General features: G+C 66.3%; 15 protein-coding genes. 7 read left to right on the top strand and 8 right to left on the bottom strand.

All coding sequences use genetic code 11. From position 1 onward, the window contains the following. Positions 1-243 precede the first annotated feature (243 nt). From B5X78_RS10260 to rpsU, 6 genes are all read right to left on the bottom strand, one after another. Positions 244-729 (bottom strand): protein tyrosine phosphatase family protein, encoded by a 486-nt coding sequence (locus tag B5X78_RS10260; protein WP_079724291.1) that lies wholly within the window; start codon positions 727-729, stop codon positions 244-246. A gap of 11 nt (positions 730-740) precedes the next feature. Beyond that, positions 741-2477: a DNA primase gene (dnaG, locus tag B5X78_RS10265; RefSeq protein ID WP_079724292.1), complete on the bottom strand. Its 1737-nt coding sequence runs from the start codon at positions 2475-2477 to the stop codon at positions 741-743. Between the two features lie 33 nt (positions 2478-2510). Further along, positions 2511-3404 (bottom strand): YihY/virulence factor BrkB family protein, encoded by an 894-nt coding sequence (locus tag B5X78_RS10270; protein ID WP_079724293.1) that lies wholly within the window; start codon positions 3402-3404, stop codon positions 2511-2513. 96 nt (positions 3405-3500) lie between these two features. Further along, entirely contained in the window at positions 3501-4001 is a 501-nt protein-coding gene (locus B5X78_RS10275; protein ID WP_079724294.1) for a GNAT family N-acetyltransferase, read from the bottom strand. A 7-nt stretch (positions 4002-4008) separates the two neighbouring features. After that, positions 4009-4455 (bottom strand): GatB/YqeY domain-containing protein, encoded by a 447-nt coding sequence (locus B5X78_RS10280; protein ID WP_079724295.1) that lies wholly within the window; start codon positions 4453-4455, stop codon positions 4009-4011. Between the two features lie 134 nt (positions 4456-4589). Beyond that, positions 4590-4805: a 30S ribosomal protein S21 gene (gene rpsU, locus B5X78_RS10285; protein ID WP_002808376.1), complete on the bottom strand. Its 216-nt coding sequence runs from the start codon at positions 4803-4805 to the stop codon at positions 4590-4592. A gap of 88 nt (positions 4806-4893) precedes the next feature. Here rpsU and tsaD point away from each other — a divergent pair, with 88 nt between their 5' ends. From tsaD to B5X78_RS10300, 3 genes are read left to right on the top strand one after another with little or no spacing between them, the layout of a single operon-like run. Beyond that, complete coding sequence (tsaD, locus tag B5X78_RS10290; protein ID WP_079724296.1) at positions 4894-5946, top strand: tRNA (adenosine(37)-N6)-threonylcarbamoyltransferase complex transferase subunit TsaD; 1053 nt, start codon at positions 4894-4896, stop codon at positions 5944-5946. A 45-nt stretch (positions 5947-5991) separates the two neighbouring features. Continuing rightward, complete coding sequence (folB, locus tag B5X78_RS10295) at positions 5992-6345, top strand: dihydroneopterin aldolase (protein ID WP_079724297.1); 354 nt, start codon at positions 5992-5994, stop codon at positions 6343-6345. Then, the gene (locus tag B5X78_RS10300) at positions 6342-6746 is read left to right on the top strand and encodes a 2-amino-4-hydroxy-6-hydroxymethyldihydropteridine diphosphokinase (RefSeq protein ID WP_079724298.1); all 405 of its coding nucleotides are present in this window, start codon (positions 6342-6344) and stop codon (positions 6744-6746) included. The genes folB and B5X78_RS10300 overlap by 4 nt, the downstream gene beginning before the upstream one ends. Here the strand turns inward: B5X78_RS10300 and B5X78_RS10305 are convergent. Further along, on the bottom strand, positions 6743-7483 hold the full coding sequence (locus B5X78_RS10305) for a pteridine reductase (protein WP_079724299.1): 741 nt from the start codon (positions 7481-7483) through the stop codon (positions 6743-6745). The two genes, B5X78_RS10300 and B5X78_RS10305, sit on opposite strands and share 4 nt — an antisense overlap. Before the next feature lie 125 nt (positions 7484-7608). Here B5X78_RS10305 and B5X78_RS10310 point away from each other — a divergent pair, with 125 nt between their 5' ends. From B5X78_RS10310 to B5X78_RS10325, 4 genes are all read left to right on the top strand, one after another. Further along, positions 7609-9057, top strand: coding sequence for a circularly permuted type 2 ATP-grasp protein (locus B5X78_RS10310; RefSeq protein WP_079724508.1), 1449 nt, complete (start codon positions 7609-7611; stop codon positions 9055-9057). After that, positions 9057-9995 carry an alpha-E domain-containing protein gene (locus tag B5X78_RS10315; protein WP_079724300.1) on the top strand — a complete coding sequence of 313 codons (939 nt, stop codon included), beginning with the start codon at positions 9057-9059 and terminating at the stop codon, positions 9993-9995. Before B5X78_RS10310 ends, B5X78_RS10315 begins: the two co-directional genes overlap by 1 nt. A 63-nt stretch (positions 9996-10058) precedes the next feature. Continuing rightward, on the top strand, positions 10059-10328 hold the full coding sequence (locus B5X78_RS10320; RefSeq protein ID WP_079724301.1) for a ribbon-helix-helix domain-containing protein: 270 nt from the start codon (positions 10059-10061) through the stop codon (positions 10326-10328). Positions 10329-10334: 6 nt separating this feature from the next. After that, complete coding sequence (locus tag B5X78_RS10325; RefSeq protein ID WP_079724302.1) at positions 10335-10646, top strand: type II toxin-antitoxin system RelE/ParE family toxin; 312 nt, start codon at positions 10335-10337, stop codon at positions 10644-10646. A 216-nt stretch (positions 10647-10862) separates the two neighbouring features. On the opposite strand, the gene B5X78_RS10330 is transcribed toward B5X78_RS10325, so the two are convergent. Beyond that, on the bottom strand, positions 10863-11693 hold the full coding sequence (locus B5X78_RS10330; protein ID WP_079724509.1) for a proteasome-type protease: 831 nt from the start codon (positions 11691-11693) through the stop codon (positions 10863-10865). Between the last annotated feature and the right edge of the window lie 87 nt (positions 11694-11780).

The raw sequence follows: 11780 nt of genomic DNA on the forward strand, positions 1-11780 counted from the left end.
ATCATGTCTTCATCTTCCAGCTGCGCCGCAGTACGCGGCACGCGGTAGATGAGCGTCTGGAGCATCCATGATGAATAAGAAGTGTCCTATTCAAACGAATGCACCTTCAAATACAAGAGCGCCTATGCGAAGTTCACCGAGTGCGCCGATATTCCCGCGTGATCCAGAAGTTGACGCCAGATTTCACTCCGGTCATCTTGTGACAATGTTGGAAGGTCGAAGTCAAACCGGATGGCTTCAGGCTCAGGGTTGCAGCTTTTCTTCCACCACCGGCGTCAGCGACTTCATGCCCGCCTGCCTGCCCAGTTCCAGTGCCTGCTCGCGGGTCGCGCCTTCTTCCTGCTGGGCCATCAGCGCCAGCAGGGCGCCGACGCGATTGCCGGAGGCGCAGTGGAGCAGTACCTGGTTGCCACCGCTTTCCAGCAACTGCTTGAGGCGTGCCGCATTGGCCGGGGTCAGATCCTCGGCGCCCTCGATTGGCAGGCGCTCGTAGCGCAGGCCCAGGCGCTTCGTCGCGGCGACTTCGTCGTAACCGCGATCCTCGCCTTCGCCGCGCAGATCGATCACGGTCTTGACGCCTTGCCCGGCGAAATCTTCCAGGCGTGCCTCGCTCGGCTGGCCACCGGTATGCAGGCCCGGGCGCGGTTCGCTGAAATCACCGGCCCACGCGGGCGCTGCCAGTAGCAACAGGAACAGGGAGAACGTGCAAATGGCTCGGTGCAGCTTCATGGCGACCTCCTTCAGCGGGTGACGCGCGCCTGCAACAGGGCGCGCAGTTCGTACTTGTCGGCTTCGTCCAGGCCCGTCTCGCGCTGCTTGGCCTGCAGCCCCTCGATGCGTTGCTGCAGCAGTTGCTTCTCCATCTGCTGCACGGCATCCAACAACTCGGTACGCCAGGTCGCTTCCTCGCCCGGCAGATCCTGCATGGCCAGTTTCTGCAGCGCCGCCTGCTCTTCGCGCTCGGCGAAATGTTCCAGCAGGGCGCCGGTGGTGATGTCCGGGCGCGCGTGCACGATGTCGATCAGTTCTTCCAGCAACTCCACGCCAGGTTGGCGCAGGCCGGCGAACACATACGGCGGCTCCACCGCCAACGCCATCGCCGGTTGGTGCAGCAGGCGCACGATGGCGCTGCGCACCAGGCTGGGCTTGGCATGGCCGGCTGCGGCCGGACGCCGCGCGCTGGTACTGGCCCGCATGGGCGCGGGCGGCGGTGGGGCCTGGCTCGCACCCACGCCGGTAATCTCGACCAGACGCTGGCGCATCAGATCGGCAAAGGCGCCATCGGGAATCTGCGCCAGCAGCGGCTTGGCACGTTCGGCCAGCCGCGCCTTGCCATCCAGCGTGCTGAGCTTGATGTCCTTGCCCAGTTCGTTGAAGAAGAATTCCGACAGCGGCGTGGCCTGCTGCAGGCGGGCATCGACGCCGGCCGCGCCTTCCTGGCGCACGATGGTGTCCGGATCCTCGCCATCGGGCAGGAACAGGAAGTAGGCCTGGCGACCATCCTTCATGCGCGGCAGCACCGACTCCAGCGCACGCCAGCCGGCACGCTGGCCAGCGGCGTCGCCATCGAAGCAGAAGTACACGTCCGGCGCGTTGCGGAACAGCAGCTCGGCATGTTCGGGCGTGGTCGCCGTGCCCAGCGTGGCCACCGCCTGCTTGACCCCGAACTGGAACAGCGAGACCACGTCCATGTAGCCCTCGACCACGATCAGGCGCGTGATCTTCTGGTTGGCCTGGCGTACCTGCCACAGCCCGTACAGTTCGCGGCCCTTGTGGAACAGCGCGGTCTCGGGCGAGTTGAGGTACTTGGGGCCGTCGTCCTTCTGCAGCACGCGGCCGCCAAAGGCGATCACCCGGCCACGCCGATCGTGGATCGGGAACATCACCCGGTCGCGGAACTTGTCGTAGGTGTGGCCGCGATCATTCTTGGACAGCATGCCGGCGCGATCGAGCAGCTTGAGTCGGCGCTCGTCCGTGCCCAGCGCATCCTTGAGTGCGGAAAAGCCATCGGGCGCATAGCCGATCAGGAACTGCGAACGGGTCTCCGCATCCACGCCGCGGCCGTCCAGGTAGGTGCGCGCCTTCTCGCTACCTTCGAGCTGGCGCTGGAAGAATCGCGCGGAGGCTTCCAGCGCACTGAACAGATCGCGGGTGTCGTTGTTCTCGTTGCGCTGCTGGGTTTCGCGCGGCACGTCCATGCCGTTGCGGCGCGCCAGTTCCTCGACCGCGTCGAGGAATTCCAGGCGGTCGTAATTCATCAGGAACGACAGCGCGGTGCCGTGCGCGCCGCAGCCGAAGCAGTGGTAGAACTGCTTGGTCGGCGAGACCGTGAACGAGGGCGAGCGTTCGTCATGGAACGGACAGCAGGCCGAGTATTCCTTGCCCTGCCGTTTCAGCGGCACGCGCGCGCCCACCACCTCGACGATATCCGTCCGGGCGAGCAGTTCGTCGATGAAGGCGTCAGGGATGCGGGCCATGGCCGACTAGGATGCCACGCCCGCGCGCCGGGGTCAGGCGGCAGGCGGTGTGGGCGTGCCGTGGCGAAGCTTGCGCCGGGCCTGCCAGCGTTCGTCGATGACCGCGGTCAGCAGTGCGCCGGTGAAAAACACCACGGTGGCGTAGTACATCCACACCAGCAGGATCACCAGCGTGCCCATCGAGCCGTAGGCGCTGCCGGGAGCAGCCTGGGCGATGTACAGGCCAATCAGCCAACGGCCGGCGACGAACATCGCCGAGGTCAACAACGCCCCCAGGAACGCCTGCCGCCAGACCACGCGCCGGTCGGGCAGGTAGTGGTAGAGCAGGGCGAAGGCGAAGATGTAGAGGGTCAGCGAGGCCGTGTTGCCCAACGCCGGCAACAGCGAGGGCACGCGCGCGAACACCACCTGCAAGGCGGTATTGAGGGTCATCGAGACCAGCAGCAGGAAGCCCAGCGCCAGCACCACGCCGAAGGAGAAAATACGCTTGCGCAGCCAGGCGCCGATGCCGTCCAGGCGTTCGACTTCGGTACGGAAGATCATGTTGAGCGCGGCCTGCAGCTGGCTGAAGACGGCGGTGGCGCCGATGAACAACAGCAAGGTGCTCCAGATCCCGGCAATCGAACCGATGCTCGGGCGGTTCTTGGCGTTCTGCACGATGGTTTCGGCAATCGTCGCGGCTTCGCGGCCGGCCAGTTCGGCTACCTGCCGCATCAGCGCGTCCTGCGCGCTGGGATACAGCGAGGTGGTCAGCCACAGCAGCAACACCAGCAAGGGCGCCAGCGACAGCAGGGCGTAGAAGGCCAGCGCCGCGGCCTGCGCCATCACGTCGATTTCGATGAAGCGCTGGATCAGCGCCGCCGGCAGACTGCGCTGCAGGTGTTGGGACCAATGGAGCAGGCGATCGCGCACGCTGTGCGGCTTCATCCGGACATCGACTCGGACCGAGACGGGACCAGCTTGCCAGAGGGCTGTCGTCGTGCCGTGAGGGTGCGGGCGCGCGCGCGATACGCGCCGTGGCGATCAGCGCCCGCTTTGCGCCAATGCCTGCAAGGCATCGCCGGTGAGGCGCTGCACGGTCCATTCGTCCTGGCCCACCGCGCCGAGCGTGCGGTAGAAGCCAATGGCCGGTGCGTTCCAGTCCAGCACCGACCATTCAAAACGACCATAGCCGCGCGCCACCGCCAGCTGCGCCAGATGCACCATCAGCGCACGGCCCAGGCCCAGCCCGCGAAAGGCCGGGCGCACGAACAGATCTTCCAGGTACAGCCCGGGCAGGCCGAGGAAGGTGGAGAAGTTGACGAAGAACAGGGCGAACCCGGCGGGTTCACCCTCCACTTCGGCCATCACCACCTCGGCCGGTGGCCGCTCGCCGAACAGCTGCGCCGCCAGGCCGGCTTCGGTGGCCACCGCCTCGTGGCTCAACCGCTCGTAGTCGGCCAGTTCGCGGATGAAGGCCAGGATCTGCGGCACATCCGCGCGGGTGGCCGGACGCAGCTGCAGCGAGGGAGCGGCGGCGGTCATGCCGGCCTTACTTGGCGAAGCGCTGCTTCACCAGCGCCGAGACCTGGCCCATGTCGGCCTGGCCGGCCAGGCGCGGCTTGAGCACGGCCATCAGCTTGCCCATGTCGGCCGGGCCGGCGGCGCCGGTCTCGGCAATGGCCGCGTCGATGGCGGCCAGCACTTCGGCCTCGCCCAACTTGGCCGGCAGGTAGCGCTCGATGACCACGATTTCGGCACGCTCGATCACGGCCAGGTCTTCACGGCCGGCGGCTTCGAACTGGGTGACCGAGTCCTTGCGCTGCTTGACCATCTTTTCCAGCACGGCCAGCACGGCGGCGTCGTCCAGCTCGACGCGCTCGTCCACTTCGCGCTGCTTGATGGCGGCGTTGATGAGGCGGATGACGCCCAGGGAATCCTTGTCGCCGGCCTTCATGGCCGCTTTCATGTCGTCGGTGAGCTGCTGCTTCAGGGACATAGCTTCATTCCTTTCAGTGGCGGCGACCGCAGGGAGGCGCGGCGGCCGGAATCAGATGCGTGAAAACGGGGGATCTAGAAACACAAAAAGCCGGCCACGCTCGCGCGTGCCGGCTTTTGGCGAAGCGCCGTCGCTCAGTACAGGCGCTGGCGCTTGGTGACGTCGCGCGACGAACGACGCAGCTGACGCTTCACCGCAGCAGCGGCCTTGCGCTTGCGTTCCTGGGTCGGCTTTTCGTAGAACTCGCGCTTGCGGGTTTCAGCCAGCACGCCGGCCTTTTCGCAGGTGCGCTTGAAGCGACGCAACGCAAACTCAAACGGCTCGTTTTCGCGGACTTTGACGCTGGGCATACGTAATCTCTATAGGGTAAACGGCCCGGCCTACCGGGTGAGCCGCGCATTATAGCGATGAGCGGCGGAAAGGTGCAACATAGCCGGCATGAAGGTTCTTGGTATCGAAACCAGCTGCGACGAGACCGGCGTAGCCGTCTATGACACGGCCCGGGCGGGTGCCGACGGGTTGCTGGCCCATGCGGTGTACAGCCAGATCGACCTGCACGCCCAGTATGGCGGGGTGGTGCCGGAACTGGCCAGCCGCGACCACGTGCGCAAGCTGCTGCCGCTGATTCGCCAGACCTTGGCCGAGGCCGGGCTGGACATCCGCGACCTGGACGGGGTGGCCTATACGGCCGGCCCGGGCCTGGTCGGGGCCCTGCTGGTGGGCGCGGGCGTGGCCCGCTCGCTGGCGTGGGCGCTGGAAGTGCCCGCCGTGGCCGTCCACCACATGGAAGGCCACCTGCTGGCTCCGCTGATTGAAAACGACCCGCCGGAGCCGCCGTTCGTGGCCCTGCTGGTCTCCGGCGGGCACACCCAGCTGGTGGCGGTCGACGCCATCGGCCGCTATCGCCTGCTGGGCGAGACCCTGGACGACGCCGCGGGCGAGGCTTTCGACAAGACCGCCAAATTGATGGGCCTGCCATACCCGGGGGGCCCGCAACTGGCCCGGCTGGCCGAGGCGGGCACGCCCGGCCGCTACAAGTTCGCCCGGCCCATGACCGATCGGCCCGGCCTGGATTTCAGCTTCTCGGGCCTGAAGACCCAGGTGCTGCTGGCCTGGCGCGACAGCGACCAGAGCGATCAGACCAAGGCCGACATCGCGCGGGGCTTCGAGGACGCGGTGGTGGAGACCCTCGCGATCAAATGCCAGCGTGCGCTGGATGCGGCCGGTTGCGACACCCTGATCGTGGCCGGCGGCGTGGGCGCCAACAAACGCCTGCGCCAACGCCTGCATGAGATGACCGAGCGCCGGATCGGCGGTCGCGTCTGTTTCCCGCGGCTGGAGCTGTGCACCGACAATGGCGCGATGATCGCCTTCGCCGGCGCGCTGCGGCTGGAAGCCGGCCAACACGAAGATGCGCAGGTCAAGGTCACGCCGCGCTGGGACATGGCCACCCTGCCGCAGGTGCAGGCGCCCGCCGTCGCCGCCGCCTGAGCCGCGCGCTGGATTACTCTTTACGCTTTCCCCCCGGCGTCGCGCATGGACAAGGTGTTCATTGAAGGATTGCAGGCCGATGCCGTCATCGGCATCCATGACTGGGAGAAGCGCATCCGCCAGACGCTTCGGCTGGATCTGGAACTGGGCTTCGACAACCGCGTGCCGGCAGCGACCGACGCGGTGACCGATACGCTGGACTACGACGCCATCAGCCGCCGGCTGACCGCCTATATCGAAGGCTCCTCGTTCGGCCTGGTGGAAACCCTGGCCGAGCGCTGCGCGGCGATCCTGCAGGAAGAATTCGGCGTGGCCTGGTTGCGCCTGCGCCTGGCCAAGCCGGGCGCGGTGCGCAACGCGGTGGCGGTGGGCGTGATTATCGAGCGCGGCCGCGCATGAGCGAACGCGAGGCAGCGCATTACCTGCTGCTGCTGGGCAGTGCGCGCGAAGATGCTGCGTTGCGTGTCGCGCAGGCGCGTGACGGCCTGTCGAGCCTGGGCCAGATCGTCGCGGTTTCCGAGGTGGTCAGCGGACCCAGCGTCAGCCCGGGTGATCCGCATGTCTATGCCAACCAGGCCCTGCGGCTGGCCTCGCCGCTGGCGCGCGATGACTTGAACCTGGCGCTCAAGCAGCTGGAGTACCAGCTCGGTCGCCGGCCGGGCGATGCATCCTGCGCCATCGATATCGATCTGGCCCGCGAGTACGACGATGCCGGCGCGCTGCGCTGGGAAAACCCGGCCAAGCTGGCCCATCGCCTGTTCCTGGATCTGGCCGCGCAGGTGCAGCCCGAACGCGCCTAGATGAAGAGGCTGCGGCCGCCGTCCACCGCTATCAGCTGCCCGGTCACGTAGCCATTGCCATCCAGCAGCCAGCGCACCGCCGACACGATGTCTTCCGGTGAACCCTGGCGCTTGAGCGCGGTGCGCGAATGCACCAGCTCCAGGGTTTCGGCCTTGATCGGATTCTCCGACCACAGCACGTTGCCTGGCGCGATCGCGTTGACTCGAACTTCCGGCCCCAGTTCGCGCGCCAGCGACTGGGTCATCATCACCAGCGCCGCCTTGGCCATGCAGTAGATCGTGTGGCCGGCGAGCGGGCGCTGTGCGTAGATGTCGGCGATGTTGACGATGGCGCCATGGCTGGCTTTCAGGTGCGGCGCCGCCGCCTGTGCCAGGAAGAACGGCGCGCGCGCATTGGAGGCGAACAACTCGTCCCATTGCTGCGGCGTGGCCTGGCCAATCGGCGTGGCGTAGTAGGCCGAGGCGTTGTTGACCAGCGCATCGAGCCGGCCGTAGTGGCCGACCGTGCGCGCGACCAGCTCGGGCAGGCGATCGAACTCGGCCAGGTCCGCATGCAGGGTCAGCACGCTGCCTTTGCGCTGCTGTTCCAGTTCTTCGGCCAAGGCCTGCATCTGCTCACCGGAGTGGCGATAGTGCAGCGCCAGCCGATAGCCGTCCGCATGCAGCGCCCGGGCTATCGCCGCACCCACGCGTTTGGCGCTGCCGGTGATCAAGGCGACGCGGTTGGACTCGGGCATGCGGATCTCCTGGCAGGGCGGGCGTCATGATCGCTGTCGACGCTTGACGGGCGGCGGCGGCATGGCGCATGTTGCATTGCATCACGTCCTGTCGCCTGCCGCGGCGGGGCCAGCGGAAGGATCGGATGGACTGGGCCAAGTACCGTACCACCACCTTTGACGAACTGATCCAGCCGGACGGTCGACCGCGTCCGGCCGCGCGCCGCCTGATCGACAGCCTGACCGGCTTGAACCCGCGCGAACTGGCCGAACGGCAACTGGCCGCCGATGTGATCGCGCAGGCGCAGGGCATCACCTTCACCGTGTACTCGGACGGGCGCAACGTTGACCGCACGCTGCCGTTCGACTTGATCCCCCGCGTCATCGATCGCCGCGAATGGCAGCGCACCGAGGCCGGGCTGAAACAACGCATGCAGGCCCTGAACCAGTTCATCGGCGACATCTACGGCGAGCAGCGCATCGTGCAGGACAAGGTGTTCCCGGCCATGCTGCTGAAAGAGTCGGTGAACTTCCGCCCGCAGTGCGTGGGCATCAAGCCACCCTTGGGCGTGTGGGCGCATATCTGCGGTTCGGACCTGGTGCGCGACGGCGACGGCACGCTCTATGCGCTGGAAGACAACCTGCGCATTCCCAGCGGCGTGTCGTACATGCTGGAAAACCGCATGGTCGCCAAGCGCGTTTTTCCCGAACTGTTCGAGACCAGCGCGATCCTGCCGGTGGATGACTATCCCGCGCAGCTGTACGACACACTCGCCGCGTTGTCGCCGCGGCCGGGCGACTCACCGGTAATCGCGCTGCTCACGCCGGGCGTGTTCAACAGCGCCTACTTCGAGCATGCCTATCTGGCGCAGGCGATGGGCATCGAACTGGTGGAAGGCAGCGACCTGTTCGTGTCCGACGACGACTGCACCTACATGCGCACGGTGTACGGCCCGCAGCGCGTGGACGTGATCTACCGGCGCATCGATGATCTGTACCTGGATCCGGAAGCCTTCCATCCCGACTCCATGCTGGGCGTGCCCGGACTGCTGCGCAGCTGGCGTGCCGGCAAGGTCGCCCTGGCCAATGCACCGGGCGCCGGCGTGGCCGATGACAAGGTGGTGTTTGCCTACGTGCCGCAGATGATCAAGTACTACCTGGATCAGGATCCGATCCTGCCCAACGTGCCCAGCTACCTCTGCCACGACAAGCGCGATCGCAAGTACGTGCTGGAACACCTGGACCAACTGGTGGTCAAGCCCGCCAACGAATCCGGCGGCTACGGCATGCTGATCGGACCGCGCGCCAGCCAGCAGGAACGCGCAAAGTTCCGCGAACTGATCCTGGCCAATCCGCGCAACTACATGGCCCAGCCGACACTGTCCCTGTCCACCGCGCCGATCGTGACGCCACAGGGTCCGTCGCCACGCCATCTGGATCTGCGTCCGTTCGTGCTGTCGCGCGAGGATATCTACGTCACCACCGGTGGATTGACGCGGGTGGCGATGACGGAAGGCTCGCTGGTGGTGAACTCCTCGCAGGGCGGCGGGGCCAAGGACACCTGGGTGGTCGATCTCGAAGAGGAAGACGCCTGATGCTTTCGCGCGTCGCCGAAAACCTCTACTGGTTCAGCCGCTACCTTCGCCGCGCGGAAAACACCGCGCGCCTCATCGGCGTCGGCAGCCAGCTGCAACTGGATCTGCCGCGCAGCGTGCGCTTCACCTGGCGGCCGATGATCGATACCGTCGGCGCCAGCGAATGCTTCGCCGAGCACTACCCCGATGATGGCGAAGCAGATGATGGCCAGGTGGTCGGCTTCCTGTTGCTGGATCCGCGCAATCCGTCCTCGCTGCACAGTTCGGTGGAATCGGCGCGCGAGATCCTGCGCGGCATCCGCGACACCCTGCCTTCGGAAGTGTGGGAAGCCATCAACGATCTGCACCAGCACATCGGCAGCAGCGGCGAGCGCGGACTGACCCGGCGCTATCGGGTCGACTTCCTCACCCGCATCGTCGATGGCTGCCTGAAGGTGTCCGGCCTGCTCAGCGCCAACGTCAGCCGCGACATCGGCTTCCAGTTCCTGCGCCTGGGCACCGCGCTGGAGCAGGCCGACATGACCACCCGCATCATCGATGCCGGCGCTTCCGGGCTGGTCACCCCGCGCAGCGAGGAAGATCGCGAGACCTTCCGCAACCTGCAATGGATGGCGGTGCTGCGTTCACTGGCGGCCTACCAGATGTACCGCCGCCACGTGCGCCAGCGTGTCACCGCCGAGCTGGCGTTGCGCTTCCTGCTGCAGAACGCCGAGTTTCCGCGCAGCGTGCAGTTCTGCCTGACCCGCATCCAGAACGTGCTGCCGACCATGCCACCGCGTCCGGCCGTGGATCGTCACCTCAACCGCGTGATCGGCCAGACCCGCAATGCCGATGCGTACTGGTTGGCCAGCCACGACCCGGCCAGCTTCATGGATGAAATCCAGGTCCACCTGGGGGCGATGCACGATGCGATCGCGGCGGGGTATTTCGCCGACTGAGCTGGCGTTGCCGACCCCGCACCCAACGAGTAGGATTCAATCCTGTTCCCTGGGGGCGCGGCCATGCGCAGCACTCAACAGTTCAGCATCACCCTACCGAATGAGATGGCAGATACCGTGCGCGCAAAAGTGGCATCCGGCGAATACGCGACCGAAAGCGAGGTCATACGCGATGGTCTGCGCGCCCTGCTGGCACGGGATCGTGCCGTGGAGGCCTGGCTGAAGCAGGAAGTTGCACCGGCCGCCAAGGCGCTGGCAGCGGATCCCACGCGTGGTGTTTCAGCGTCCCAAGTCAAACAGCAACTGGCAGCTCGGCGCCGCGCCAAGGAATGAGCACGAGTGAGCTTCACCGTTCGGTTTGCGCCAGAAGTGGCGGCGCAGTTGCAGGCCATTGAAGACTTCATTTCACGGACTCAGGCCACCACGACGGCAGCGGCGTTCGTCGACGCCATCGTCAGCCATTGCGAAAACTTGGCGACATTCCCGCTGCGTGGCATCCGCCGCGATGACCTGCTGCCCGGACTGCGCATCAGCCACTATCGGGGCCGCACCATCATCGCCTTCACGGTCGACACACCGGCCAGCGTCGTGTCCATCCTGGGGGTGTACTACGGTGGCCGTGACTACGACGCAGTGATCGTTGGCGCGTAGCAAGGCTGCGGCTACGGTATTGAAGGCGGGTCACCTGCGCCTTGCCCTGCCGCGAATCAAACTCGACGATGGCAAATCTGCCCTCCGGCAGCTTGTCCAGGCGGCTGTAGTAGTCAATGCGCGCCGCGTCGCGGGCCAGCGGCCTGTCGACTATCGAGCGGGTCAGCCGCATCGTCGTGGTGAACACGGTCTCATTGCTGTTTTCATGGAACCAGACTACTGCTGGCCTTGCATATCCCCGGGGTCGCGGCGGGTCGCGGTGTTGCGAGGTGGTGCATGCCGTGGCGCGCTCGACGGCTCGGCGTCCTCGGCGCGTGCCGGTTCCCACGGAAAACGCGGCAGGCTGTGCACGGCCGCTTCCAGCTTCTGCGACCAGCTGTCGTGGATTTCCGCGTAGAGCGGTGTATCGCCTTCCAGGCGCATCTGCTGGGTCAGCTTGAGATCGCCATTGCGCAGCAGCGCCAGATCAATCGGCATGCCCACCGACAGGTTGGAGCGGATGGTCGAGTCCAGCGAGACCAGCGCACAGCGGGCGGCATTCTCCAGCGAGGTCTCCGGGCGCAGGATGCGATCCAGGATCGGCTTGCCGTACTTGGATTCGCCGATCTGCAGGTACGGCGTTTCCGGCGAGGCGGCGATGCAGTTGCCGAGCGGATAGATCATGTACAGCCCCGGTCGCTCGCCGGCGATCTGGCCACCGAGGATCAAGGTGGACTGCACGCTCACGCCGCTGTGCTGCGGATCGTTGCCGATCCTGGCCTGGCTGGAGACAAGCACCTCGCCGACGTACTCGGCCACCTGGTAGAGGTGGCGGAAGCTGCGCAGGTTGCGTGGCGCGCCGTCATCCACGTCGCTCTGCAACTTGGAGATGGTGAGCTGGGTGGTGGCCAGGTTGCCCGCCGACAGCAACACGAACACGCGCTCGCCGGGAAACTCGAAGGTGTGCATCTTGCGGTGCACCCGCACATCATCGAACGAGGCGCTGGTGCGCGTGTCGGCGGCAAACACCAGGCCCTGATCCACTTCGATGCCGACGCAATAAGTCATGATCCGTCCGTTGCTGCTGTGCACCACGATTGTAGGCAGTTTTGCCGGGCGTGCCAGTCGGGAACGGGGTTTCCGGCGACGATCCGT

Source organism: Pseudoxanthomonas indica (assembly GCF_900167565.1).
Taxonomy (GTDB): domain Bacteria; phylum Pseudomonadota; class Gammaproteobacteria; order Xanthomonadales; family Xanthomonadaceae; genus Pseudoxanthomonas_A; species Pseudoxanthomonas_A indica.